Genomic DNA, 24644 nt, shown 5'->3' with positions numbered 1-24644 from the left:
ACGTTAGGCGCTATGCTCGCAGAATGATCCTGTTTCCCGGCTTGCTCGACCTCCCCCGCCAGTTGCGCCACCCCGAAGTGCGCGACCTGGCCTGGGTCATCCTCGCGCCGCCGATGCTCGACGAAACACCCTGGCCGCAGCGCCACCCACTGGCCGGCAGCGACTGGGTGCAGGCGCCGCAACTGCTGGCGCACTGGCTGCATCAGCTGGACCGGGACGGCCGCGCCCTGCGCCGCTGGCTGGCCCTCGGGCCGACCAAACGCCTGGGCCTCTACTACGAACGCCTGTGGCAATTTGCCGTACAGCACGCGCCCGGCGTCGAGCTGCTGGCGGCCAACCTGCCGATCCGCCGCGCCGGCCACACCCTGGGCGAACTGGACATGCTGCTGCGCGATCGCGACGGCATTCACCATCTGGAACTGGCGATCAAGCTCTACCTCGGCCCGCAACATGGCAACGGCACGAACACGGCGTTGTGGCTGGGCCCCGGCTGCCACGACCGCCTGGACCGCAAGCTGGCGCACCTCAACGAACACCAGTTGCCGATCTCCGCCCGGGCCGACAGCCTGGAGGTGCTGGCGGCCATGGATATCCAGGACTTCAGCGCCCACCTGTGGCTCGGCGGCTACCTGCTCTACCCCTGGCCCGGCACCACCCAACCGCCCCGCGGCGCCCACCCGCAGCACCTGCGCGGGCGTTGGCTGCACCAGCGCGACTGGCCGGCCTTTATCGCGCAAAGCCCGCCCGGGCGCTGGCAACCCTTGCCGCGCCAGGCCTGGCTGGCGCCCGCGTCCTACCCGGCGGAACAAACCTGGAGCGCCCCACAGCTGCAAGCCTGGCTGGAGGAGCTCGACCCGCACGCCCCGGCGCAACTGTTGGTGCGCTTGACGGAAAACCGCGCCGGCGACTGGGAAGAAGCCGAACGCCTGTTCCTGGTGGCGGACCTCTGGCCGAATGTGCCGGGGGCGGGTTGAGCTTTCGCGCTGCCCTGTAGAACGCTATCGCGAGCAAGCTCGCTCCTGCCGGGACAGGTATTCCCAGGTAGGAGCGAGCTTGCTCGCGAAGCGTCGTACCAGGCACCCCGCGTTCCGCCTATCGCCAGCAATCGAACGGCGACCGGCGACGCCTACAGGTTACGGGGTGGATGTGGGGCTTTCGGCGACCTGGCGCTTCACATCACCGACAAGCGCAGGGCCAGCGCCGCCAGGGTCACTAGCAGCACCGGCAGGGTCAACACGATGCCGACCTTGAAGTAGCGACCCCAACCGATATGGATGTCCTTGCGATCCAGCACATGCAGCCAGAGCAAGGTGGCCAGGCTGCCGATCGGGGTGATCTTCGGCCCCAGGTCGCTGCCGATCACGTTGGCGTAGATCATCGCGTCCTTGACCAGGCCGCTGGCCTGGCTGGCGTCGATGGACAGCGCGCCAATCAATACCGTCGGCAGGTTGTTCATGATCGATGACAGGACGGCGGTCAGCAGCCCGGTGCCCATGGCCGCGCCCCAGATACCGTAGTCGGCGAAGCGGTCGAGCCAGCCGGCCAGGTAGGTGGTCAGCCCGGCATTGCGCAGGCCATACACCACCAGGTACATGCCAAGGGAGAAAATCACGATCTGCCACGGCGCTTCCTTGAGCACCTTGCGCGTGGAGATCTTGTGGCCCTTGGCTGCGATGCCCAGCAGCAAGGCCGCGCACACCGCCGAAATCGCACTGATGGGAATGCCCAGCGGCTCCAGGGCAAAACACCCCAGCAGCAGGATGATCAGTACCCACCAGCCGGCGACGAAGGTGGCCTTGTCGTGGATCGCGCTGACGGGCGGTTCCAGCTCATCGGGGTTGTAGGACCGCGGAATGTCGCGGCGGAAGAACCACAGCAGCACCGCCAGGGTCGCGGCCACGCTGACCAGGTTCACCGGCAGCATCACCGCGGCGTACTGGTTGAAACCGATATTGAAGAAGTCCGCGGAAACGATGTTCACCAGGTTCGACACCACCAGCGGCAGGCTCGCGGTGTCGGCGATGAACCCGGCGCCCATGACGAACGCCAGGGTCGCGGCCCGCGAGAAGCGCAACGCCAGCAGCATGGAAATCACGATCGGCGTGAGAATCAGCGCCGCCCCGTCGTTGGCGAACAGTGCCGACACCAGCGCCCCCAGCAACACCATGAAGGCAAACAGCTTGCGCCCGCTACCCTGCCCCCAGCGCGCCACATGCAAGGCGGCCCAGGCGAAAAAGCCGGCCTCGTCGAGCAGCAGGCTGATGATGATCAAGGCCACGAAGGTGCCGGTGGCGTTCCAGATGATCTGCCAGACCACCGGGATATCCGTCAGTTGCACCACCCCGAACAGCAACGCCAGCACCGCGCCGAACACCGCGCTCCAGCCTACGCCGAGGCCCTTGGGCTGCCAGATCACCAGGGTAATGGTCAACAGGAAAATCAATGAAGCAGTCAGCATGCCGGGCAGCCTTGAACAGGAAAATGAGGTGGATGGGATTCAGCAGCAGCGCACGGGGCGATCGGCCATGGTCTGCAGGCGATGCAGGTCAGCCTGCAGCCAGGGGCTGTTGGCCTCCAGCGTGTCCTGCAGCAGTGTGGTCACCCAGGGTGACAATTGCGGGTGCAGCCGGTAGTAGATCCATTGCCCCTGGCGGCGATCGGCCAGCAGGCCATAACTGCGCAACAGCGCCAGGTGCCGGGAGATCTTCGGCTGGCTCTGGCCCAGGGCGGCGGTCAGCTCACAGACACACAACTCGCCTTCGCGGGTCACGAGCAAGGCGATGCGGCTGCGGGTTTCGTCGGCAAGCGCCTTGAACAGCTCGGCGGGGTTGAGAGAGTCGGACACCAGGGCCACTCCAGGCAGTTGGAGCGGCGAATATATGAATTTTCAGATATGCGGTAAAGCGTTTTTCTCACGGCGACAGGAATATCCCATCACCCGCAGGAGCCGGCCAGGCCGACTCCCGCGGTGCCAGGATCAGAGCTTTTTGTGCTGCTCGACCCACTGGGCGTAGGCGTTGATGAAGTTCTGCAGGAACGGTTTGACCGACTCGGACAGCTTGCCCGCCTCGTCGAAGGCCGAACCGGCGCCGCCCAGGTAGGCTTCCGGCTGTTGCATGCACGGCACATTGAGGAACACCAGGGACTGGCGCAGGTGGTGGTTGGCGCCAAAACCGCCGATAGCGCCCGGGGATGCGCTGATCACGGCTCCCGGCTTGCCGTTCCAGGCGCTCTTGCCGTAGGGGCGCGACCCCACGTCGATAGCGTTTTTCATCGGCGCGGGAACCGAGCGGTTGTATTCCGGGGTCACGAACAGCACGGCGTCGGCCGCGCTCACCTGCTCGCGGAACGCCTTGTAGGCGGCCGGCGGATCTGCATCGATGTCTTCGTTGTAGAGCGGCAGGTCGCCAATCTCGACAATCTTCAACCGCAGGTTGGCCGGCGCCAGTTCCGCCAGGGCCAGCGCCACTTTCCGGTTGATCGAGGCCTTTCTCAGGCTGCCGACCAGCACTGCAATCGTGTAGACGTTGCTCATAGTGAATTCCCGACTTCTGGTTGAGGAGGCTGGTAGTTATAGATGATCCACCCCAACCACAGCCACCCTGCCGCTGGAAATTCCACGGGGTTTTCCAGGCCCTCGCGCCGCTGTACGCCAGTTGCGATCAGGGCCGCGGACTATTTTTTTTCCATCGCTAAACTTACTTCGTCCAGGCACGGTCTACAGGACCGCAAATTGAGTGTTTTATCTCCAGAGGCTCTAAAGATGGCAGCAGTACTCGTCGGACAATTTCATGCAAGGGACGCGGAAGGCCGCGTCTATTCGGTGCATGAGTTCCAGGAATCCACTCCCTCGCCAGAGGGCGTCGCCGGCTCGGAGCCCGTCACCACCTATCGCCTGGCCATTGGCGACCGCATCAACAAACTGGACGACAACCAGTTCCTCCTCGTGCAATCGGGCATCACCCTCATTCGCGAACCCGAGACCCTCCTTCCTTCATAACGTACCGTTATGAGCAGAAGTCATAGGCGCGGACATGAGTTAGGATTCAGTGAGAATCCCTCACCGGCTGGACATGGACTTCAAGCATGCGTTTACGTCATATCGAAGTGATTCAGGCGCTCCTGCAAACCGGACACCTGGGCACGGCCGCCGAGCTGCTGCAACTGCCGGTGGCCGAGGTGGAAACGATCCTGCGCGACGCCGAAAGCCAATCGGGCTTCATGCTCTTCGCCAGTGTTCGCGGACGCCTGCAAGCCACCCGGGAAGCCCGCGAGCTACAGCCGGCGATCGCCACCCTGTATGACGCCTTCGAACCCCTGCAACGCCTGGCCGACAGCCTGAAGCAATACCAGGCGCCGCCCCTGCGCATCATTGGCACCCCGCCCCTGGCCCAGCAGCTGTTGCCACAGAGCATCGCCGCCCTGCGCCGGCGCTTTCCCGACACCCCGTGCAACCTTGCCAGCCAAAGCACCCGCGACATGGTCAAGAGCCTGTTGCTGCGCGAAGGTGACCTGGGCCTGAGCCTGCACAATCCCGACCACCCCGATATCCAGTGCGCCGCCCTGGCCCAGGGCAAGCTGCAACTGCTGGCTCCCCACGGCTGGCTGCAACCGAAACAGAAATATGTTTCCCTGCAGGACCTGGCGGGCCAGGCGATGGTTGGCCTTGAAGGCCAGGACCCGCTGAGCGTGACCCTGGATAGCAAGCTGCAGAACCTGCGCCCCAGCCCGACCATCCACACCCGGGTACAGACCCACCAGATGATGCGCAGCATGGTCGAGGCCGGCGAAGGCCTGGCGATTGTCGACCCCTTCACCGCCCTGGGCGCGCGCGAGGGCGGCCTGGACGTCTGCCCGCTGTCGCCACCGATCCCGGTCACCCTCTATGCGCTGACCCGCGGCGGCAACCCGTCCTCGCCGACCCTGGAGGCGCTGCTGGAAACCCTCACGGAAAAGGCCGAAAGCATGCTGGCCGGCTAGCCCCCGGCTTCCCGTGCCAGCTCGTCGTTGAACAGCCTGTACCAGAAAATCGCCACCTCGGCCGTGGTCGGATCGATCCCGCGGTAACGCAGGTGATCGATGCCGCCGACCACATAACCGCAGCGCTCGTACAAGCGGCAGGCCCCCAGGTTGTTGTTCTGGGTCTCGAGCATGATGCCCGGCAGTTTTTTCTTGCGGCTCCAGAACTGCGCCACATCCAGCAGGGCCTTGGCCACCCCGTGGCGCCGTGCCGGCGCGTGCACCGCCAGCTCGTCGATATGGGCGTAACCGTTCCAGTTGGTGCTGACCACCAGATGGCCGACCGGCTCGTCGTCCAGGTAGGCCATGAACACCGCGCTGTCGGCGGCATCGCGATAGCTGCTGAACTCTTCGGGGTCGATGCCATAGCACTTGCGGTACGGGGTGATGTGATGCAGCGGCCACTGGGCCACCGACTGCTCGCTCTGTGCCTGGGCATAGGCGCTGACTTCGAAGCTGAAGTCGCTGCCCCAGACATACGCGGCGAAACCGTCGTCGGCGACGCGTACCGACAGGCCGGGGTACTTGGGGTTGATCATTGGCTGCATAGCGGGGAACGTCCTCAAACCTTGATGCAATCGACGGTGTACTGCCGCCCATTGCCTTCGTCTTCATGCTGCAATCCATGCACATCCGCGACAAAGCCGGGAAAGCTGCTATCGAACGTACGGGCGAAAGCCAGGTAATCGATGATCGAGCGGGTCGACTCGGTGAAGCGCTCGCCCGGCATGATCAGGGGAATGCCCGGCGGGTATGGCACCAGCATCACCGCCGCCACCCGCCCGGCGAGGGCATCGATGGACACCGCCTCGACCTCGCCCCGCACCAACTGATCGTAGGCGTCGGCGGGCTTCATCGCCACCTCCGGCAGCACGGTGTACATGCGCTTGAGGTGCTTGGCCGTGGCATTGCTGCGGTAGCAGGCATGCAACTGATCGCAGAGGTCGCGCAGGCCCATGCCCTGGTAGCGCGCCAGGTCCTGCCGGGCGATGCTCGGCAGGCAGGCGGCGAGGCTGACATTGGCGTCGTAGTTGCGCTTGAACTCCAGCAACTCGGTCAGCAGGGTGCTCCACTTGCCTTTGGTGATGCCCATGGAAAACAGCACCAGGAACGAATACAGGCCGGTCTTTTCCACCACCAGGCCGCGCTCCCAGAGAAACTTGCTGACCACCGCCGCCGGTATCCCGCGTTCGCTCAGGGCGCCACCCGCGGTGAGCCCGGGCATCACCAGGGTGACCTTGATCGGGTCCAGCAGCACATAGTCGTCGGTCACCCCGGCGAACCCGTGCCACTCGCCTTCCGGCTCCAGCAGCCAGTCCGCGGTGCTGACCTGGTCGATGCCTTCCACCCGCTCCGGCTGCCAGATGGAAAACCACCAGTCGTCCGCGGCGATGTGCTGGCGCAGGTTGGCCAGGGCGCGGCGGAAGCTCAGGGCCTCGTCGAACATTTCCTGCAGCAGCGAACGCCCCGCCGGCCCTTCCATCATCGCCGAGGCCACGTCCAGCGAGGCGATGATGCTGTACTGCGGCGAGGTGGAGATGTGCATCATGAAAGCTTCGTTGAAGCGGTCGCGGTCCAGCTGCCGTGCGCCGCCGTCCTGCACATGGATCATCGAGGCCTGGCTGAAGGCCGCCAGCAGCTTGTGGGTGGAATGGGTGGTGAACACCAGCGGGCTGTCGGCGCTGCGCGAGGTGCCCATACCGTAACGCCCCTCGAAGAACTCATGGAAGGCCGCGTAGGCGTACCAGGCTTCGTCGAAATGCAGCACCTCGACGCTGTTGCCCAGGCTCTGCTTGATCAGCTCGGCGTTGTAGCAGAGGCCGTCATAGGTCGAGTTGGTGACCACCGCCAGCTTGACCTTGGCCGGCCGGCCCTGGGTCAGCGGGTTGGCGTCGATCTTGGCCTGGATCGACTCGCGGCTGAATTCGCTCAAGGGGATCGGGCCGATGATCCCCAGCTCGTTGCGCTCCGGGCAGAGGAACAGCGGGATCGCGCCGGTCATGATGATCGAGTGCAGCACCGACTTGTGGCAGTTGCGATCCACCAGCACCAGGTCATCGCGACCGACCATGGAGTGCCAGACGATCTTGTTGGCGGTCGAGGTGCCGTTGATCACGAAAAAGGTGTAGTCGGCGCCGAAATTGCGCGCCGCCCGCGCCTCGGCTTCCGCCAGGGGCCCGGTGTGATCGAGCAGCGAGCCCAGCTCCGGGACCGACACCGACAGGTCCGAGCGCAGGGTGTTCTCGCCGAAGAACTGATGGAACGCCTGGCCCACCGGGCTCTTGCGATAGGCCACGCCACCGCCGTGCCCCGGCGTGTGCCAGGAATAGTTGGAATCCGCCGTATGTTGCACCAGCGCCTTGAAGAACGGCGGCAACAGGCCATCGAGGTAATTGCGCGCCGCCCGCGCCACCTGGCGCGCCAGGAATGGCACGGTGTCTTCGAACAGGTAAAGAATGCCGCGCAGCTGATTGAGCTCGCTCATGGCGTCGGCCGGGGCGTTTTCCAGGGTCACCTGCTCGCCCAGGGCGAAGATCGGCAGGTTCGGTGCGCGCACCCGGGCCAGGCGGATCAGTTCCACCATGTTCTGCAGCAGGTGGGTGTTTTCCCCGGCGCCTTCGGCGGCGATCAGCATGCAAGCCAGGCCGTGATGGGTCGAAGCCACCAGGCGCCCTTCGGCGTAGTCCACCGCGGAAAAGATACTGAAGCCTTCCTGCTCCAGTTCCCTGGCGATCCCCCGCACCCGGTCGCCGGCGACGGTGTCGGCCTTGATGTCGCGATGCACGATAAGGACGGGGAATTTCAGGTCTTTGTACATGGCACCAGGCATCCTGAGGCGGCGGACAAGGGTCCGCCAATCACCTCAGGGTAGAAGCTCGGGGGCCGGTGCGGAACCCCGTCAACGACCTCCTGTAACAAAAGGTCGCCCACGAACAACTACTGTTGCTGGGCCTTGGCCTCGGCCAGCTGGGTCCAGAGCGCCGGCGCACCGGCGGATTTGGCAATGATTTCGAGACGCACCTGGTGCTCGGCCAGTTCGGCCTCGCTGGCGCGAATGACCCGCCCACGCGGGCGGTCCGCCGACAGACGACGGATTTCGCTGGCGCTGTTGCCCGAACCTTCGCTGCCGTTGCCGTCCGAGGCGTTGCCGGCCAGGGACAGGCTGGTCTGGCCACCGGTCATGGTCAAGTAGACGTCGGCGAGAATCTCCGAGTCGAGCAAGGCGCCGTGCAGCTCACGGCCGGAGTTGTCGACGTCATAGCGCTTGCACAAGGCATCGAGGCTGTTGCGCTGGCCGGGGTGGCGTTCCCGGGCCATCAACAGGGTGTCGAGGATGGTGCAGTGCTGGGTGATGTCGGCGCGGTCGTGCTGGCCCATCAGGGCGAATTCGTTGTTGATGAAACCAACGTCGAACGCCGCGTTGTGGATGATCAGTTGCGCGCCCTGGATGAATTCGAAGAACTCGTCGGCGACTTCGGCGAAGCGCGGCTTGCCCACCAGGAACTCGTTGGTGATGCCGTGGACGCCGATCGCGCCCTCGTCGCTCTCGCGATCCGGTTGCAGGTAGACGTGGAAATGCCGACCGGTCAGGCGCCGTCCGATCAACTCGACGCAACCGATTTCAATGATCCGGTGGCCGTCGGTCACCGGCATGCCGGTGGTTTCGGTATCGAGTACAACAGATCTGTTGGCCATCAGGGGTCAGTTCTCAACGGTGGAAGTCTTTCAAGGCGCGGGATTTTAGCACGCTCTCGCGGCATGGCATGCATGGCGGATTCGCCGCCCCCGGCGTGCGCAGTTTTTAACAATCATTCGCAAAGCTCATGCAGTTTGCCGCACAGGGGCTTGTTAGGGTGCGCGACGATATTTCCAACGGACTCCAGCCTGCCATGACCACCTGTAAAACCCGCCTGACCTTTCTGATTTGCGCCTGCCTGTTCGCCGACATCGGCCAGGCCACCAGCCTGGTGATCAGCACCGACATCACCATGAGCCTGGCCTTGAGCACGACCGAAGGCAGCTCGAAAGCCACCAGTTCGTTCAAGGACGACAAACTCGTGCTCGCCGCCAAGACCGACGCCGCGGCCTTTGTCGCCAGCGCCGGCGAGATCCGCGGCGCCCAGCTGGAGGCGGCCATGCGGCACATTCGCCAGACGCTCGGCAACCCACAGTACTCCGACCTGCAACTGGCCAGCGCCATCCTCACCCTTTGATCGCCCCGGAACAGGGCCACTCATTCACCCCGCGCACCACGCGTTTCTTCAAATGAGCCAGGTCATTGCGCTACCGTACGGCCCACTCAGGCGGACGGGGGCTGGCACCCGGCCTTGCACTCATTTCCAGGAAACCGCCCTCGCATGCCCGAAACTCGACAGATGCTCCCACTGCCGTGGGCCGCGGCCTTCATCGGTGGCAGCTCTTGCCTGCCAGCAACCGGCCCCGACACCGGGCCGCTGCGCTGCGACTGACTACCCGTTCGGCGGCATCAGGCCTGCTTGAAACCGCGCACCTCGTCGACGCCGCGGTTGGCCAGTTGGTCGGCCCGTTCGTTGCCGTGGTGGCCGGTATGGCCGCGCACCCATTTCCAGGTGACCTGGTGGCGGTTGACCTGCTCATCGAGCTGCTGCCACAGGTCGGCATTTTTCACCGGCTCCTTGGCCGCGGTTTTCCAGCCGCGCTTTTTCCAGTTGGCCATCCACTCGTTGATGCCCTTCATCACATACTGCGAATCGGTGACCAGGATCACCTGGCACTCGCGCTTGAGCTCTTCCAGGCCGCGGATCGCCGCCATCAGTTCCATGCGGTTGTTGGTGGTGTTGGCTTCGCCGCCCCAGAGTTCCTTCTCCACCCCCTTGAACACCAGCAGTGCGCCCCAGCCCCCCGGGCCAGGATTGCCCTTGCAGGCGCCGTCGGTGAAGATTTCTACGCTATCGCTCATGCCAGACTTCCAATCGAAAATACCTGTGGCTTGCCGATCGTCGATCGACAACGCCCAAGCCGGGCAGGTTCGGCCCGGCTGAATTAAAGAGGGGGTTCGCTGTGCCGGCGGTTGACCTTGGCCATCGGCAGCGGCACCAGCTTGCCCATCGGCTCGCGGCGTACCTGGCGCACCGGGCGCAGGCCGACCACTATCTTGCGGGCCACCAGCAGGTAGAAGCCGCCGCCGGACAGTTGCCAGTCGCCGGCCTTGCGCTCCCAACTGGCCAACCGAGACTGCCAGGCCGCCGAGGCAAGCGGCGGACGATAGCACCCGAAGCGGCGTTTCTCCAGCGCGAAGCCCAGCAGGTTCAACCAGTCGGCGACCCGCGACGGGGAAATGCAGCGCGCCTTGCGCAAGGCGTCATGGGCGAACACATGCCGCAGGCCCCAACTGCTCCAGGGATTGATACCGACGATCAACAGATGCCCGCCCGGGCGCACGGCGCTGGCGGCTTCGCGCAGCAGGCCGTGGGGCGACAGGCAGAAATCCAGGCCGTGCTGCAGCACCACCACATCGGCGGCGTGCTCGCTGAGCGGCCAGGCCTGCTCCTCGCAGACGATCTCGACACCGGGCAACGGTGCGCCCAGGCGTACATTGCGCTGCACCTGGGGTGCCGCCGGCGGGGTTTGCGCCGACGGGCCGTAATGCACCAGGTAGCCGCCGAAGAAGCGCCCCAGCTCGTCGTCGAGCATGCGCCGTTCTTCATCCAGCAGAAACTGCCCCAGCGGCCCGGACAGCCACTCACGGGCGGCACTGATCAGGGCCAGCCAGTCAGGATCGGCCTGAGCGAACGCTTTATCGGTCATTGCATTCTCCAACCCGCCAAGAAGTTCTAAGATGCGCCAATGTTCTCCGCTTGGCGACTCCAACGATGATACAGATCAGTGCCCTGCCCGCGTTCACCGATAACTACATCTGGTTGTTACAGGACCATCGCCATCAGCGTTGCGCGGTGGTCGACCCGGGTGACGCCGCCCCGGTACAGGCCTGGCTTGCCGAGCATCCGGGCTGGGTGCTGAGCGATATCCTGGTGACCCATCACCACCATGACCATGTCGGTGGTGTCGAACAGCTGAAAAAAGCCAGCGGCGCCAAGGTCTGGGGCCCGGCCAAGGAAAACATCCCGGGGCGCGACGTGGCCCTGAACGACAACGACCAGGCCCACATCCTTGGCTGGGACTTCGACATCTATGCGGTGCCCGGGCACACCCTGGGGCATATTGCCTATTACCATCACGGCCTGCTGTTTTGCGGCGACACCCTGTTCGCCGCCGGGTGCGGGCGCCTGTTCGAGGGCACGCCAGAGCAGATGCACCACTCCCTGAGCCGCCTGGCCGCCTTGCCCGAAGACACCCTGGTGTACTGCACCCACGAATACACGCTGAGCAACCTGCGTTTTGCCCAGGCGGTGGAACCGGACAACCCGGACATCGCCGAGCGCCTGCGCAAAGTCGGCGAGCTGCGGGAAAACGGCCGCATGACCCTGCCCTCCACCCTGGCCCTGGAAAAGCTCACCAACCCCTTCCTGCGTACCGGTGAAACATCCGTTAAACAAAAAGCGGACGAACGGAGTGGCCTCGATAACCGGGCCCAGAGTGCGGTTTTTGCTGCCTTGCGGGCTTGGAAAGATAAGTTCTAAGCGGGTTGCCTGTTGGTACGAAAATTCTGAATGGTTGACCGCACCGGGTGCGCTTTCTAGAATCGCCCGACATTTTTGCCCGGAACTTACTTCCAGCCAATGTCGTCATCTATTCGTAAATCCATCAATTCAGACGCATTGACGCGGTTGGCTCAAGCCATCGCGGTGGCTGTGTCCGCCACCCTGGCGGGCTGCCAAAGCACGAGCCAGGTCCCGCAAACCGACGCTTCGCACACCCAGAATTTCAACGCCCGCATCAAGCAGAAACCCATCTGGCTGAATGAAAAACCCAGCCCGCAATTGCCCCAGGACGTCTGGGAGCGCATGCGCGAAGGTTTCCAGTTGCAGGAAGGCATCGGCGTCAACCCGCGCATCGAACAGCAGCGCCTGTGGTTCGCCAGCAATCCATCGTTTCTCGAGAATGCCAGCGAACGCGGCAGCCTCTATATCCATTACATCGTCGAGCGCCTTGAAGAACGCAACATGCCGCTGGAGTTGGCCCTGCTGCCAGTGATCGAGAGCGCCTACAACCCGATGGCCTATTCCCGGGCCGACGCGGTGGGCCTGTGGCAGTTCATCCCGTCCACCGGTCGTTCCTTCAACCTGCGCCAGACCCGCTTCTACGATGGCCGTCGCGATATCACCGCCTCGACCACCGCGGCCATGGATTACCTGACCCGCCTGCACGACATGTTCAACGGCGACTGGCTGCTGGCCCTGGCGGCCTACAACGCCGGCGAAGGCACCGTCAGCCGGGCCATCGAGCGCAACGAGAAGCTCGGCCTGCCCACCGACTACTGGAACCTGCCGCTGCCGGCGGAAACCCAGGCCTACGTGCCCAAGCTGCTGGCCCTGTCCCAGGTGGTCATGGCGCCCGAGGCCTATGGCGTGAACCTCAACCCGATCGCCAACGAACCCTACTTCCAGGTCGTCGAGATCAACCAGCGCATGGACCTGTCCAAGGTCGCCGCGGTGGCCAATATCGACGAAGACGAGTTGTTCCAGCTCAACCCGGCCTTCAAGCAGCGCACCACCATCGACGGTCCCCAGCATCTGCTGGTGCCGACGTCCAAGGCGCAACTGCTGAGCGCCAGCCTGTCGACCATGAAACCCGAAGAGCTGATCAGCCAGCGCTCGCTCAAGCCGGTGTTCGAGGGTGCCGACAGTCGCGAAATGGCCCAGGCCAAACGCAATTACCGCGTCAAGCGTGGCGATAACCTGTCGCAGATCGCCAAGGCCAACAAGGTCGACGTCAAGGACCTGCAACGCTGGAACAAGCTCAGCGGCAAGCACCTCAAGGTCGGCCAGACCCTGGTCATGCAAGACACCAGGGCCAAGGCCAGTACCAAGACTCGCTCCAAGGCCTCCGGCAAGAAGACCCTGGTCGCCAGCGCGGACAAGAAGTCGACCCGGTACAAGGTCAAGCAAGGCGATTCGCTGTACATGGTGGCCAAGCGCTTCAACGTCGAGATGCAACACCTCAAGCGCTGGAATCCCCGCGCCGGCCAGGCCCTCAAGCCAGGCCAGATGCTGACCGTCTACCTGCCTCACTGATCCTGTAGCCGCTGCCGCAGGCTGCGATAGGGCCGCAGGCCCTCCTGCGCCCTGAAGATCCCCGCGACCGTTCCGGTCGATCGCAGCCTTCGGCAGCGGCTACAGGGTTGTGCCAAGCCTTTAGAGAGGGATATATCCCACCGACGTTGTAGCCGCTGCCGCAGGCTGCGATAGGGCCGCAGGCCCTCCTGCGCCCTGAAGATACCCACGACCGTACCGGTCGATCGCAGCCTGCGGCAGCGGCTACGGATTGCGCCGTATCCAGCGTCGGCAAGCAAATGTCGTGACCCGCCCGGGGCGGCCTTTTTCCTGTCGATACAAGCTGTTACTGTACGGAGCACAAAGCCCAAGCCGCCTGGATCGGATCTCTGACTTGATGCGTCCCCTCCTCCTGTCCCTAATCAGTCTGGCCTTGAGCTTTCCCGCAAGCGCAACGATCACTGAAAGTCATGGTTACGCGCAGTTCGGCACGCTCAAGTACCCCGCCAAATTCACCCATTACGACTGGGTCAACCCCGCCGCGCCCAAAGGCGGGACCTTGCGGGTCATGGCGTTTGGCACCTTCGACACCCTCAACCCCTACACCTTCAAGGGCAGCAGCCCGGTTTCCACGCCCAACTTCCTGCAATACGGGGTCAACGAGCTGAACGAGCCGCTGATGGTCGGCACCGGCCAGTACGCGCCGTCCGGCGACGAACCGACGTCCAGCTACGGCCTGATCGCCCGCTCCGTCGAATACAGCGAAGACCGCAGCTGGGTGGTGTTCAACCTGCGTCCCGAAGCGCGCTTTCACGACGGCAAGCCGATCACCGCCTACGATGTGGCGTTTTCCTATCGACTGCTGCTCAAGGAAGGCCATCCGCAATACCGCACCAACCTGCAGGAAGTGCAGCGGGTGGACATTCTCGGCCCGCAGCGCATCCGTTTTGTCTTCAAGCGCTCCGGCAACCCGCTGCTGATCCTGCGCCTGGGCGAGTTGCCGGTGCTGGCGCAGCACTACTGGAAAGACCGCGACTTCAAGGCCACCACTTTCGAGCCGCCGCTGGGCAGCGGCCCCTACCGCATCACCCGGGTGCAACCGGGGCGCTCGCTGCTGTTCGAGCGGGTCAAGGACTACTGGGGCAAGGACCTGCCGGTCAATCGCGGCTTCAACAATTTCAACAAGGTCGCGGTGGAGTTCTACCGCGACAGCGACGTCGCCTTCGAAGCCTTCAAGGCCGGCGAGTTCGATATCTATATCGAGCACCAGGCAAAGAACTGGGCCAATGGCTACAACTTCCCCGCGGTCAATCGCGGCGACATCATCAAGGCCCAGGTGGCGCACCAGATCCCGACCCAGACCCAGGGCCTGTTCATGAACGGCCGCCGGGCGATCTTCGCCGACCGCAAGGTACGCGAAGCCCTGGGCCTGATGTTCGACTTCGAGTGGACCAACCGCACCCTGTTCAGCGGCGCCTACAAGCGCGCGACCAGCTACTACCCCAACAGCGAGTTCTCCGCCACGGGCCTGCCGGTCGGCCATGAATGGCTGCTGCTCTCGCCCTACCGCGAGCAGTTGCCCGCCAGCCTGTTCACCCAGCCTTTCAGCCTGCCGCAGACCGACGGCCGCGGCATCCCGCGGGCGACCTTGCGCCGGGCCCTGGGCCTGCTCGCCGAAGCCGGCTGGAAGCTCAACGGCCAGCGCCTGCTCGACGCCAACGGGCAACCGCTGCGCTTCGAGCTGCTGCTGGTCAACCCGAACCTGGAACGGATCCTCCAGCCCTACGTCGAGAACCTGGCCAGCATCGGCATCGACGCGCGCCTGCGCACCGTGGACCGGGCGCAGTACAAGCAGCGCCTGGACCAGTTCGATTTCGACATGATCCTCATGACCCTGAGCCAGACCCTGAGCCCGGGCCTGGAGCAATGGCAGTACTTCCACTCCAGCCAGGTCGGGGTCAAGGGCAGCAAGAACTATGCGGGCATCGACAATCCCATCGTCGATCACCTGCTGGAACAGCTGCTCGCCGCCCAGAGCCGCGACGAACAACTGGCCGCCGGTCGGGCCCTGGATCGGGTGCTGCTGTGGCAGCACTACATCATTCCCAACTGGTACCTCAACTATCATCGCCTGGCGTACCGCAACCGGTTCGCCTTCGTCACCACGCCGCCCTACCAGCTGGGCCTGAGCGCCTGGTGGCTGAAGTCCCTGGAGAAAGCCCAATGATGCCCCTGCGTGCCCTGCTCCCGTGGGTCGGCGGCGTGTTGCTGACGGGAATCGCCTGCCTCGCCCAGGCCGCCCCGCAACATGCCCTGACCCTGTACAACGAACCGCCGAAGTACCCGGCGACCTTCAAGCACTTCGACTACGTCAACCCGGATGCCCCCAAGGGCGGCACCTTCCGCGAGTCCGGTTTCGGCGGCTTCGACAGCCTCAACCCGTTCATCAACAAAGGCGTGCCGGCAGACAATATCGGCCTGATCTACGACACCCTGATGCGCCAGAGCCTGGACGAACCCTTCACCGAGTACGGCCTGATTGCCGGGCAGATCGAGAAGGCCCCGGACAACAGCTGGGTGCGTTTCTATCTGCGCCCCGAGGCGCGTTTCCACGACGGCCACCCGATCCGCGCCGAAGACGTGGTGTTCAGCTTCCAGACCCTGATGAAGGCCGGCGCGCCGATGTACCGCGGCTACTACGCCGATGTCGACGACGTGGTCGCCGAAGCCCCGCTCAAGGTGCTGTTCAAGTTCAAGCACAAGAACAACCGCGAGTTGCCGCTGATTCTCGGGCAGTTGTCGATACTGCCCAAGCACTGGTGGGAGCACCGCGACTTTTCCAAGGGCAACCTGGAAATCCCCCTCGGCAGCGGCCCGTACAAGGTGGCCGAGGTCAAGGCCGGGCGCTCGGTGCGCTATGAGCGGGTCAAGGACTACTGGGGCAAGGACCTGCCGATCAACCGCGGCCAGTTCAACTTCGACGTCATGGCCACCGACTATTTCCGCGACAACACCGTGGCCCTGGAAGCCCTCAAGGCCGGCCAGTTCGACTACTGGCTGGAGACCAGCGCGAAGAACTGGGCCAACGCCTACAACATCCCGGCCGTGAGCGAAGGCCGGCTGATCAAGGAACAGATCCCCAACGGCAACCCCACCGGCATGCAGGGTTTCGTCTACAACATCCGCCGTCCGCTGTTCCAGGACGTGCGGGTACGCAAGGCCCTGAGCCTGCTGCTGGACTTCGAGTGGACCAACAAGCAACTGTTCAACGGTGCCTACACCCGCACCCGCAGCTACTTCGAGAACTCGGAAATGGCCGCCACCGGCCTGCCCGACGCCGACGAACTGCAGATCCTCGAACCGCTGCGCGGGAAGATTCCCGACCAGGTCTTCAGCGAAGCCTTCCAGCCCTCGGTGTGCGATGGCAGCGGCATGATCCGCGCCCAGCAGCGCCAGGCCTACCAGCTGTTGCAGGAAGCCGGCTGGCGCATCGTCGACGACAAGATGGTCGACGCCCAGGGCAAGCCGGTGGTGATCGAGTTCCTGCTGGCCCAGACCGAGTTCGAGCGCATATTGCTGCCGTTCAAGCGCAACCTCGCGGACCTCGGGATCGACCTGGTGATCCGCCGGGTCGACGTTTCCCAGTACATCAACCGCCTGCGCTCGCGGGACTTCGACATGGTGGTCGGCGGCTTCCCGCAATCGAGTTCGCCCGGCAACGAGCAGCGCGAATACTGGAAGTCCTCCAGCGCCGACAACCCCGGCAGCCGCAACTTCATCGGCCTCAAGGACCCGACCATCGATGCGCTGGTGGAAGACCTGATCAACGCCGACTCGCGCAAGAGCCTGGTGGCCCATGCCCGCGCCCTCGACCGGGTGCTGCAATGGGGCTACTACGTGATTCCCAACTGGCACATCAAGACCTGGCGCGTGGCCTACTGGGACCATATCGGCCACCCCAAGGTCTCGCCCAAATATGACATCGGCACCCAGACCTGGTGGATCAAGCCCGACGCCAGGCCGGCCGTGACCCCGGACACCCACTCGCAGGCCGCCCCCGCCGGCGTGGAGCAATAAGATGCTGGCCTACATTCTGCGGCGACTGCTGCTGATCATCCCTACCCTGTTCGGCATCCTGCTGATCAACTTCGTGATCATCCAGGCCGCGCCCGGCGGCCCGGTGGAACAGATGATCGCCAAGCTCGAGGGTTTCGAGGGCGCCACCAGCCGCATCGCCGGCGGCGGCGCCGAGGTCTCGGTGGCAGGTTCTAGCTACCGTGGCGCCCAGGGCCTGGACCCGGCCCTGGTCAAGGAAATCGAGAAGATGTACGGCTTCGACAAGTCGGCGCCGGAACGCCTGTGGATCATGATCAAGAACTACGCCACCCTGGATTTCGGCGACAGCTTCTTCCGCGACGCCAAGGTGGTCGACCTGATCCGCGAGAAACTCCCGGTGTCCATCTCCCTGGGGCTGTGGAGCACCCTGATCATGTACCTGGTGTCGATCCCCCTGGGGATCGCCAAGGCCACCCGCCACGGCAGCCACTTCGATGTCTGGACCAGCTCGGCGATCATCGTCGGCTATGCGATCCCGGCGTTCCTGTTCGCCATCCTGCTGATCGTGATGTTCGCCGGCGGCAGTTATTTCGACTGGTTCCCGCTGCGCGGCCTGACCTCGAACAACTTCGACCAGTTGAGCTGGGGCGGCAAGGTCCTCGACTACTTCTGGCACCTGGCCCTGCCGGTGACCGCCCTGGTGATCGGCAACTTCGCCACCATGACCCTGCTGACCAAGAACAGCTTCCTCGACGAGATCAACAAGCAGTACGTGATCACCGCCAGGGCCAAGGGCCTGACCAAGCGCCGCGTGCTCTACGGCCATGTGTTCCGCAATGCCATGCTGCTGGTGATCGCCGGCTTCCCCTCGGCCTTCATCGGCATCTTCTTTACCGGCTCCTTGCTGGTGGAGGTGATCTTCTCCCTCGACGGCCTGGGCCTGATGAGCTTTGAGGCGGCGATCAACCGCGATTACCCGGTGGTGTTCGGCACCCTGTTCATCTTCACCCTGCTGGGGCTGGTGGTGAAACTGATCGGCGATTTGACCTACACCCTGGTCGACCCACGCATCGACTTCGAAAGCCGGGAGCATTGAGATGAACCTGTCCCCCCTCAATCGCCGGCGCTTCGAACTGTTCAAGGCCAACAAGCGCGGCTGGTGGTCGCTGTGGCTGTTCCTGATCCTGTTTGGCGCAAGCCTGGGCGCCGAGCTGATCGCCAACGACAAGCCGCTGGTGGTGCACTACGACGACGGCTGGTACTTCCCGGCGCTCAAGCGCTACCCGGAAACCACCTTCGGCGGCGAGTTCCCCCTGGAGGCCAACTACAAGAGCCCGTACATCCGCGAGCTGCTGGCGGCCAAGGACGCCTGGGTGCTGTGGGCGCCGATCCCGTTCAGCTACCAGAGCATCAACTACGACCTGAAAGTCCCGGCCCCCGCGCCGCCCTCGGCGGACAACCTGCTGGGCACCGACGACCAGGGCCGCGACGTGCTGGCGCGGGTGATCTACGGCTTCCGGGTCTCGGTGCTGTTCGCCCTGACCCTGACCCTCCTCAGTTCGATCATCGGCGTCATCGCCGGGGCGTTGCAGGGCTTCTATGGCGGCTGGGTCGACCTGGCCGGGCAGCGGTTCCTGGAGATCTGGTCGGGGCTGCCGGTGCTGTACCTGCTGATCATCCTCGCCAGCTTCGTGCAGCCGAACTTCTGGTGGCTGCTGGGGATCATGCTGCTGTTCTCCTGGATGAGCCTGGTGGACGTGGTGCGCGCCGAGTTCCTGCGCGGGCGCAACCTGGAATACGTGCGCGCCGCCCGCGCCCTGGGCATGCAGAACGGCGCGATCATGTTCCGCCACATCCTGCCCAACGCCATGGTCTCGACCATGACCTTCATGCCCTTCATCCTCACCGGCGCCATCGGCACCCTGACCGCCCTCGACTTCCTCGGTTTCGGCCTGCCACCCGGCGCGCCGTCCCTGGGCGAACTGGTGGCCCAGGGCAAATCCAACCTGCAGGCGCCGTGGCTGGGCATCAGCGCCTTTGCCGTGCTGGCGATCATGTTGAGCCTGCTGGTATTCATCGGCGAGTCCGCTCGCGATGCCTTCGACCCGAGGAAATGAGATGAATCAGGACAATCTGATCGAAGTCCGCGACCTCGCCGTCGAATTTGTCGTCGGCGAGCACAAGCAACGGGTGGTCGAGGGCATCAGCTTCGACATCAAGCGCGGCGAAACCCTGGCCCTGGTGGGCGAAAGCGGCTCCGGCAAGTCGGTGACCGCGCACTCGATCCTGCGCCTGCTGCCCTACCCGCTGGCCCGCCATCCGTCCGGCACTATCCAGTACGCCGGCCAGGATTTGCTGACCCAGAAAGAGAAGACCATCCGCCATATCCGCGGTAACCGCATCGCGATGATCTTCCAGGAGCCCATGACCTCGCTCAACCCGCTGCACAGCATCGAGAAGCAAATCAACGAGGTCCTGGGCCTGCACAAGGGCCTGACCGGCAAGGTCGCCACCCGGCGCACCCTGGAGCTGCTGGATCTGGTGGGCATCCCCGAGCCGCACAAGCGCCTCAAGGCCCTGCCCCACGAGCTGTCCGGCGGCCAGCGGCAACGGGTGATGATCGCCATGGCCCTAGCCAACGAGCCTGAGCTGCTGATCGCCGACGAGCCGACCACCGCCCTTGACGTCACCGTGCAACTGAAGATCCTCGAACTGCTCAAGGAACTGCAGGCGCGCCTGGGAATGGCCTTGCTGCTGATCAGCCACGATCTCAACCTGGTCCGGCGCATCGCCCACCGCGTCTGCGTGATGCAGCGCGGCTGCATCGTCGAGCAGGCGCCTTGCGAAGAGCTGTTCCGCGCGCCACAGCATCCCTACACCCGCGAACTGCTGGCGGCCGAGCCCAGCGGCAAGCCGGCGACCAATGTGGTCGGCCCGCCGCTGTTGCAGGTCGAGGACTTGAAGGTCTGGTTCCCGATCAAGAAAGGCCTGCTGCGCCACACCGTCGACCATGTGAAGGCGGTGGACGGCATCAACTTCAGCCTGCCCCAGGGCCAGACCCTGGGCATCGTCGGCGAAAGCGGCTCGGGCAAGTCCACCCTGGGCCTGGCGATCCTGCGCCTGATCGCCAGCCAGGGTGCCATCCGCTTCGAAGGCCAGCAGCTCGACTGCCTGTCGCAGCAGCAGGTGCGGCCGTTGCGCCGGGAAATGCAGGTGGTGTTCCAGGACCCCTTCGGCAGCCTCAGCCCGCGCATGTGCGTGAGCCAGATCGTCGGCGAAGGCCTGCGCATCCACAAGATCGGCACGGCCGCCGAGCAGGAACAGGCCATCATCGAGGCGCTCAAGGAAGTCGGCCTGGACCCGGAAACCCGCCACCGCTACCCCCACGAGTTCTCCGGCGGCCAGCGCCAGCGCATCGCCATCGCCCGCGCCCTGGTGCTCAAGCCGGCGCTGATCCTGCTGGACGAGCCGACCTCGGCCCTCGACCGCACCGTGCAGCGCCAGGTGGTGGAGCTGCTGCGCAAGCTGCAGGCCAAGTACAACCTGACCTACCTGTTCATCAGTCACGACCTGGCGGTGGTCAAGGCCCTGAGCCATCAGTTGATGGTGGTCAAGCATGGCCAGGTGGTGGAACAGGGCGACGCGCAAGATATCTTCGCCGCGCCGCAGCATCCCTACACCCGGCAGTTGCTCGAAGCCGCGTTCCTGGTGCCGGCCGCCGAGTGACAGCGGCACCGCCCAAGGGCCAATGCCGATCAGTCAAGGCTGTCTGTAGGAGCGGCCGGTCGACGCTCGATTGCTCGCGAAGAACGCCAGCACAGCGCGTTAAACCAGGCGGTACGCGTTATCGTTGACGTTTTTCGCGAGCACGCTCGCTCCTACAGTGGAGCCAATCGCTTGACTGATCGGCATTCGCCCAGGGACGTTTTTTATCGGCTGGACCTTCTCCCCGTCCGGCTGGCTGGATCAGCGGCTAGTCCTTTATCTGCGGGCCGATGCCCGGCCTGCTCATGGACTTGTCGGCATCCGCCAGCAAGGTTTCCACATCGGCCGGCCGGGCCGGATCGAACTCGATCTGGCCGATGCTGAAGCAAATGTCGTAAATGCACTGCTGGGTGGCGGTGCGCTCGTCGAGGATGTCCTGCAGGCGGGCGATGATCGCCAGTTTTTCCACCCGTTCCGAGCCAGTCAGCAGCACCGCGAAACGCTGGTACTCCAGATGCCCGACCACGTCGCTTTCGCGAAAGGCGATGCGCAGGCCGTCGGCGAAGGTCTTGAGCGCCGCCTCGCCTTCTTCCGCCCCGTAAGCGCGGGCGATGCGGTAGATATCGTCGAGATCGAACAACAGCAAGGTCGCCGGGCAGTTGAGGTCCTGGCAGGCCTGCAACGCATCGCTGGCCAGCACCGCAAAGCCGTACGGGTTGGGCAGCAGGGTCAGTTTATCGAGGTTGGCTACCTGCACCGCGGCCAGCTCCTGCTCGGCCCGACGGTTCTGATCGCGCAACAGTTGCCGGGACGGGTCGTCCGCCTCCGGGGGCGGCACCTGGTTCGGTGCCTGGACAGGCTTGTCTGGGGGCAACATCGCACACTCCATTGGCGGGTAACTCCTATAAAGCTTAGCTGCCGGGGCCTGCGACTGCCCTGCAACCAGCCCTCCCTGGGGGCCCCTGGCGTCAACTTCCGACCGCCGGGCAGGGTCCGCCCGCCTCGGCCCAGAGCTTGAACTGGCTGACGAACACTTCGTGGGGCACCGGTACCGGCGCGCGGTTGCCGCCGGGGCTCCAGCCCCAGAGCACCAGCTTGTCTTCGCTGACATGCTTGATCAGCGCGGCAAAGTCGCGGTTGCCGTTGCTGGCCTTGTCCTTGATCACCTGGCACAGGCGGTCGGCCGGCAGGCCGATCCAGGCCATCTTGTGCGCCGCCGGCGGCAGGCTCCAGTGCGGCGCCCCCGGTGGCAGGTGCGGGCCGTAGCTGGCCGGCGGGTTGTTTTCGCCATGGCAGGTGGCGCACGGCATCCCCGCCGCGCCCTTGCCGTCCAGGCCACGGACCACGGCCATGGCGTGGGGCGTGCCGGTGTCGAACTGCAAGGGCGCATCCCCGGGAATGTGGCAGTTCTGGCAGCGCGGGCTCTGGAACACCTTCTGCACCGTCGCGAACGCCGCCAGCGCCGGTTCATCGGCGGCGAACAGGTCCAAGGCATAACCGCCCAGGCCGACCAGGGTCAGCGAACCGAGGAACAGGTGGCGTTTCATCTCATACCCCCGCCAGTTGCAGCGGCAGCTCGCGCAGACGCTGGCCGGTCAGGGCGAATACCGCGTTGGCCACCGCCGGCGCCGTGGGCGGCACGCCTGCTTCGCCGATACCGCCGGGCTTGTCGGTGCTGGCGACTATGTGCACCTCGACCTGGGGCATCTCGTTCAGGCGCAACACCTGGAAGTCGTGATAGTTGGACTGCACCACCCGGCCGTCCTTGAAGGAAATGCGGCTGTGCAGGGCCATGCCCAGGCCGAAGGTGATGCCCGACTCCATCTGCGCGGCGATGCTCTGCGGGTTCACCGCGATGCCGCAATCCACCGCGCAGACCACCCGGTGCACACGAATCCGCTCGGCCTCCTGGGACACCTCGACCACCTGCGCCACATAGCTGCCGAAGGACTCGTGCACCGCCACGCCCAAGGCATGGCCGTTGGGCACGGGCTTGCCCCAGCCGGCCTTCTCCACCGCCAGGTTGAGCACGCCCAGGTGCCGTGGGTGATCCTTGAGCAGGATGCGGCGGTATTCCACCGGGTCCTTGCCCACCGCGTCGGCCATCTCGTCGATCAACGACTCGACGACGAAGGCGGTATGGGTGTGGCCCACGGAGCGCATCCACAACACGGTGATGCCGGTCGTCGGCGAATGCAGGTCGACCCGGTGGTTCGGCGTGCCCTTCAGGTAAGGCCCGTCCGCCAGGCCCTCGACCGAAGTGTTGTCGATACCGTTCTTGACGAAGCTGGCCTCGAACGAGGTGCCGGCCATGATCGACTGCCCCACCAGCACATGCTGCCAGGCCAGCGGCAGGCCCTTGGCATCCAGGCCGACCTGCGCCTGGTGCAGGAACGCCGAGCGGAAATAGCCGCCGCGCACATCGTCTTCCCGCGACCAGACGGTTTTCACCGGGGCGGCGGCGGCCTTGGCCACCTCCACCGCTTCGCTGACGAAGTCCGAGGTGGGGTTGGCCCGGCGGCCGAAACCGCCACCCAAGAATTGCGTGTGGATCTGCACCTGTTCCGGCTTGAGCCCGGTGATCTTCGCCGCGACCCTCTGGTCCAGGGTCTGGAACTGGGTGCCGGTCCAGATCTCGCACTGGTCGGCGCCGATGCGCACCGTGCAATTGAGCGGTTCCATCGGCGCATGGGCCAGGTAAGGCACGCTGTATTCAGCCTTGATCACCTGCATCGCCTTGGCCATGGTCCCGGCCGCATCGCCGGCCTCGGCGGCCTTGGTCCCGGGGGTCAGCGCCAGTTTGCGAAAGCGCTGCATCAGGCTTTCGCTGCTCATGTTGGCGTTCGGCCCCAGGTCCCATTCGGCCTTGAGCGCATCGCGCCCCTGCTTGGCCGCCCAGTAATGCTCGGCGACCACCGCCACGCCCGTGGGCACCTGGAGCACCTTGAGCACCCCGGGCACCGCCAGCGCCGCCTGGGGATCGAAGGACTTGAGCGTGCCGCCGAACACCGGCGAACGCAGGACCACGGCGGTCAGCAAGCCGTCGAAATACATGTCCATGCCGAATTGCGCGCGGCCGGTGATTTTCTCCGGGGTGTCCAGGCGCTGGGTCGGCTTGCCGATCAGCCGCCAGTCCTTGGCGTCCTTCAAGCGCAGCGAGGCCGGGTCCGGCACCGGCAACTGCCCGGCGTCGTTGGCCAGGTCGCCGTAGCTCAGGCGCTGCTTCCCGGCCACCACCCAGCCCTGCTCGGTGTGCAGGGTCGAGGGCGCCACCTGCAGGCGCTTGGCCGCGGCTTCGATCAGCATCTGGCGGGCCGCGGCGCCGGCCTGGCGATAACGGTCGAACTCCATCCAGGTCGAGGTCGAGCCGCCGGTGATCTGCATCCCGCCGAATGCCGGCAAGCCATACACCGCGGCGGCCGGCGCATGCTCGACACGAATCTTCGACCAGTCGGCATCCAGCTCCTCGGCGATCAGCATCGACAGCCCGGTCCAGATGCCCTGGCCCATTTCCGAATGGCCGAGCACCACGGTGACCATGCCGTCCGGAGCGATGCGCAAGAACGCATTGGGCACGAACGCTTCGCTCGCCGCCCGGGCAAAACGATTGGCCCCCGGGATGACGAACGCCACCACCAGGCCGCCGCCGAGCAGCGCACCCCCTTTGAGAAATCCACGACGCGACGCAGTGATCATGCCTTGCCCCCTTAA

General features: G+C 64.8%; 22 protein-coding genes. 11 read left to right on the top strand and 11 right to left on the bottom strand.

Going from position 1 to position 24644, the window contains the following annotated elements:
* Positions 1 to 23: 23 nt before the first annotated feature.
* The gene (locus tag IF690_RS13760; protein ID WP_202700937.1) at positions 24 to 974 is read left to right on the top strand and encodes a DUF1853 family protein; all 951 of its coding nucleotides are present in this window, start codon (positions 24 to 26) and stop codon (positions 972 to 974) included.
* 197 nt (positions 975 to 1171) lie between these two features.
* Here IF690_RS13760 and IF690_RS13755 read toward each other — a convergent pair whose 3' ends face one another.
* The 3 genes from IF690_RS13755 to IF690_RS13745 form a co-directional block, all read right to left on the bottom strand.
* The gene (locus IF690_RS13755; protein WP_202700935.1) at positions 1172 to 2458 is read right to left on the bottom strand and encodes an arsenic transporter; all 1287 of its coding nucleotides are present in this window, start codon (positions 2456 to 2458) and stop codon (positions 1172 to 1174) included.
* A gap of 39 nt (positions 2459 to 2497) precedes the next feature.
* A complete protein-coding gene (locus IF690_RS13750; protein WP_202700934.1) occupies positions 2498 to 2845 on the bottom strand; it encodes a metalloregulator ArsR/SmtB family transcription factor in 348 nt (115 codons plus the stop codon).
* A gap of 132 nt (positions 2846 to 2977) precedes the next feature.
* On the bottom strand, positions 2978 to 3535 hold the full coding sequence (locus IF690_RS13745; RefSeq protein WP_202700933.1) for an NADPH-dependent FMN reductase: 558 nt from the start codon (positions 3533 to 3535) through the stop codon (positions 2978 to 2980).
* Positions 3536 to 3763: 228 nt separating this feature from the next.
* On the opposite strand from IF690_RS13745, the gene IF690_RS13740 reads away from it, so the two are divergent.
* Together IF690_RS13740 and IF690_RS13735 are read left to right on the top strand one after the other, a co-directional pair.
* Positions 3764 to 4000 (top strand): hypothetical protein, encoded by a 237-nt coding sequence (locus tag IF690_RS13740; protein ID WP_202700932.1) that lies wholly within the window; start codon positions 3764 to 3766, stop codon positions 3998 to 4000.
* A gap of 86 nt (positions 4001 to 4086) precedes the next feature.
* Positions 4087 to 4980: a LysR family transcriptional regulator gene (locus IF690_RS13735; protein ID WP_202700931.1), complete on the top strand. Its 894-nt coding sequence runs from the start codon at positions 4087 to 4089 to the stop codon at positions 4978 to 4980.
* On the opposite strand, the gene IF690_RS13730 is transcribed toward IF690_RS13735, so the two are convergent.
* The 3 genes from IF690_RS13730 to dnaQ all read right to left on the bottom strand — a co-directional run bounded on the left by IF690_RS13730 (position 4977) and on the right by dnaQ (position 8715).
* Positions 4977 to 5567 (bottom strand): GNAT family N-acetyltransferase, encoded by a 591-nt coding sequence (locus tag IF690_RS13730; protein ID WP_202700930.1) that lies wholly within the window; start codon positions 5565 to 5567, stop codon positions 4977 to 4979. The genes IF690_RS13735 and IF690_RS13730 overlap by 4 nt on opposite strands.
* Before the next feature lie 14 nt (positions 5568 to 5581).
* Positions 5582 to 7837 (bottom strand): Orn/Lys/Arg family decarboxylase, encoded by a 2256-nt coding sequence (locus IF690_RS13725; RefSeq protein ID WP_202700929.1) that lies wholly within the window; start codon positions 7835 to 7837, stop codon positions 5582 to 5584.
* Between the two features lie 119 nt (positions 7838 to 7956).
* Positions 7957 to 8715 (bottom strand): DNA polymerase III subunit epsilon, encoded by a 759-nt coding sequence (gene dnaQ, locus IF690_RS13720; RefSeq protein WP_124334697.1) that lies wholly within the window; start codon positions 8713 to 8715, stop codon positions 7957 to 7959.
* 194 nt (positions 8716 to 8909) lie between these two features.
* Between dnaQ and IF690_RS13715 the strand changes: the two genes are divergently transcribed.
* Complete coding sequence (locus tag IF690_RS13715) at positions 8910 to 9233, top strand: DUF2388 domain-containing protein (protein ID WP_202700928.1); 324 nt, start codon at positions 8910 to 8912, stop codon at positions 9231 to 9233.
* A gap of 272 nt (positions 9234 to 9505) precedes the next feature.
* On the opposite strand, the gene rnhA is transcribed toward IF690_RS13715, so the two are convergent.
* The gene (rnhA, locus tag IF690_RS13710; RefSeq protein ID WP_023970426.1) at positions 9506 to 9958 is read right to left on the bottom strand and encodes a ribonuclease HI; all 453 of its coding nucleotides are present in this window, start codon (positions 9956 to 9958) and stop codon (positions 9506 to 9508) included.
* Positions 9959 to 10041: 83 nt separating this feature from the next.
* Positions 10042 to 10806 carry a class I SAM-dependent methyltransferase gene (locus IF690_RS13705; RefSeq protein ID WP_202700927.1) on the bottom strand — a complete coding sequence of 255 codons (765 nt, stop codon included), beginning with the start codon at positions 10804 to 10806 and terminating at the stop codon, positions 10042 to 10044.
* 65 nt (positions 10807 to 10871) lie between these two features.
* On the opposite strand from IF690_RS13705, the gene gloB reads away from it, so the two are divergent.
* From gloB to IF690_RS13670, 7 genes are all read left to right on the top strand, one after another.
* Complete coding sequence (gene gloB, locus IF690_RS13700) at positions 10872 to 11639, top strand: hydroxyacylglutathione hydrolase (protein ID WP_202700926.1); 768 nt, start codon at positions 10872 to 10874, stop codon at positions 11637 to 11639.
* A gap of 99 nt (positions 11640 to 11738) precedes the next feature.
* The gene (locus IF690_RS13695; protein ID WP_202700925.1) at positions 11739 to 13193 is read left to right on the top strand and encodes a transglycosylase SLT domain-containing protein; all 1455 of its coding nucleotides are present in this window, start codon (positions 11739 to 11741) and stop codon (positions 13191 to 13193) included.
* Positions 13194 to 13569: 376 nt separating this feature from the next.
* Positions 13570 to 15399: an extracellular solute-binding protein gene (locus IF690_RS13690; RefSeq protein ID WP_202700923.1), complete on the top strand. Its 1830-nt coding sequence runs from the start codon at positions 13570 to 13572 to the stop codon at positions 15397 to 15399.
* Positions 15396 to 17249: an extracellular solute-binding protein gene (locus IF690_RS13685; RefSeq protein ID WP_202700921.1), complete on the top strand. Its 1854-nt coding sequence runs from the start codon at positions 15396 to 15398 to the stop codon at positions 17247 to 17249. The genes IF690_RS13690 and IF690_RS13685 overlap by 4 nt, the downstream gene beginning before the upstream one ends.
* 1 nt (position 17250) lies before the next feature.
* Positions 17251 to 18324 (top strand): microcin C ABC transporter permease YejB, encoded by a 1074-nt coding sequence (locus IF690_RS13680; RefSeq protein ID WP_202700919.1) that lies wholly within the window; start codon positions 17251 to 17253, stop codon positions 18322 to 18324.
* 1 nt (position 18325) lies between these two features.
* Entirely contained in the window at positions 18326 to 19345 is a 1020-nt protein-coding gene (locus IF690_RS13675) for an ABC transporter permease (protein WP_202700913.1), read from the top strand.
* Between the two features lies 1 nt (position 19346).
* The gene (locus IF690_RS13670; RefSeq protein ID WP_202700911.1) at positions 19347 to 20954 is read left to right on the top strand and encodes an ABC transporter ATP-binding protein; all 1608 of its coding nucleotides are present in this window, start codon (positions 19347 to 19349) and stop codon (positions 20952 to 20954) included.
* 247 nt (positions 20955 to 21201) lie between these two features.
* Here IF690_RS13670 and IF690_RS13665 read toward each other — a convergent pair whose 3' ends face one another.
* The 3 genes from IF690_RS13665 to IF690_RS13655 all read right to left on the bottom strand — a co-directional run bounded on the left by IF690_RS13665 (position 21202) and on the right by IF690_RS13655 (position 24629).
* On the bottom strand, positions 21202 to 21810 hold the full coding sequence (locus tag IF690_RS13665) for a GGDEF domain-containing protein (protein ID WP_202700909.1): 609 nt from the start codon (positions 21808 to 21810) through the stop codon (positions 21202 to 21204).
* Positions 21811 to 21901: 91 nt separating this feature from the next.
* Entirely contained in the window at positions 21902 to 22480 is a 579-nt protein-coding gene (locus tag IF690_RS13660; protein WP_202700907.1) for a hypothetical protein, read from the bottom strand.
* Between the two features lies 1 nt (position 22481).
* The gene (locus IF690_RS13655; RefSeq protein ID WP_202700905.1) at positions 22482 to 24629 is read right to left on the bottom strand and encodes a xanthine dehydrogenase family protein molybdopterin-binding subunit; all 2148 of its coding nucleotides are present in this window, start codon (positions 24627 to 24629) and stop codon (positions 22482 to 22484) included.
* Between the last annotated feature and the right edge of the window lie 15 nt (positions 24630 to 24644).

The sequence above is a fragment of the Pseudomonas sp. SK3(2021) genome (genome assembly GCF_016772375.1).
Lineage (GTDB): Bacteria > Pseudomonadota > Gammaproteobacteria > Pseudomonadales > Pseudomonadaceae > Aquipseudomonas > Aquipseudomonas chlororaphis_I.
The sequence above is the reverse complement of the archived record's forward strand: the minus strand, read 5'-3'. Positions and strand labels throughout refer to the sequence as shown.

Bases quoted from the DNA above. Each gene is read 5' to 3' on its own strand.
- IF690_RS13760 (WP_202700937.1), top strand. From the start codon at position 24: ATGATCCTGTTTCCCGGCTTGCTCGACCTCCCCCGCCAGTTGCGCCAC.
- IF690_RS13755 (WP_202700935.1), bottom strand. From the start codon at position 2,458: ATGCTGACTGCTTCATTGATTTTCCTGTTGACCATTACCCTGGTGATC.
- IF690_RS13745 (WP_202700933.1), bottom strand. From the start codon at position 3,535: ATGAGCAACGTCTACACGATTGCAGTGCTGGTCGGCAGCCTGAGAAAG.
- IF690_RS13740 (WP_202700932.1), top strand. From the start codon at position 3,764: ATGGCAGCAGTACTCGTCGGACAATTTCATGCAAGGGACGCGGAAGGC.
- IF690_RS13735 (WP_202700931.1), top strand. From the start codon at position 4,087: ATGCGTTTACGTCATATCGAAGTGATTCAGGCGCTCCTGCAAACCGGA.
- IF690_RS13730 (WP_202700930.1), bottom strand. From the start codon at position 5,567: ATGCAGCCAATGATCAACCCCAAGTACCCCGGCCTGTCGGTACGCGTC.
- IF690_RS13725 (WP_202700929.1), bottom strand. From the start codon at position 7,837: ATGTACAAAGACCTGAAATTCCCCGTCCTTATCGTGCATCGCGACATC.
- dnaQ (WP_124334697.1), bottom strand. From the start codon at position 8,715: ATGGCCAACAGATCTGTTGTACTCGATACCGAAACCACCGGCATGCCG.
- IF690_RS13715 (WP_202700928.1), top strand. From the start codon at position 8,910: ATGACCACCTGTAAAACCCGCCTGACCTTTCTGATTTGCGCCTGCCTG.
- rnhA (WP_023970426.1), bottom strand. From the start codon at position 9,958: ATGAGCGATAGCGTAGAAATCTTCACCGACGGCGCCTGCAAGGGCAAT.
- IF690_RS13705 (WP_202700927.1), bottom strand. From the start codon at position 10,806: ATGACCGATAAAGCGTTCGCTCAGGCCGATCCTGACTGGCTGGCCCTG.
- gloB (WP_202700926.1), top strand. From the start codon at position 10,872: ATGATACAGATCAGTGCCCTGCCCGCGTTCACCGATAACTACATCTGG.
- IF690_RS13695 (WP_202700925.1), top strand. From the start codon at position 11,739: ATGTCGTCATCTATTCGTAAATCCATCAATTCAGACGCATTGACGCGG.
- IF690_RS13690 (WP_202700923.1), top strand. From the start codon at position 13,570: ATGCGTCCCCTCCTCCTGTCCCTAATCAGTCTGGCCTTGAGCTTTCCC.
- IF690_RS13685 (WP_202700921.1), top strand. From the start codon at position 15,396: ATGATGCCCCTGCGTGCCCTGCTCCCGTGGGTCGGCGGCGTGTTGCTG.
- IF690_RS13680 (WP_202700919.1), top strand. From the start codon at position 17,251: ATGCTGGCCTACATTCTGCGGCGACTGCTGCTGATCATCCCTACCCTG.
- IF690_RS13675 (WP_202700913.1), top strand. From the start codon at position 18,326: ATGAACCTGTCCCCCCTCAATCGCCGGCGCTTCGAACTGTTCAAGGCC.
- IF690_RS13670 (WP_202700911.1), top strand. From the start codon at position 19,347: ATGAATCAGGACAATCTGATCGAAGTCCGCGACCTCGCCGTCGAATTT.
- IF690_RS13665 (WP_202700909.1), bottom strand. From the start codon at position 21,810: ATGTTGCCCCCAGACAAGCCTGTCCAGGCACCGAACCAGGTGCCGCCC.
- IF690_RS13660 (WP_202700907.1), bottom strand. From the start codon at position 22,480: ATGAAACGCCACCTGTTCCTCGGTTCGCTGACCCTGGTCGGCCTGGGC.
- IF690_RS13655 (WP_202700905.1), bottom strand. From the start codon at position 24,629: ATGATCACTGCGTCGCGTCGTGGATTTCTCAAAGGGGGTGCGCTGCTC.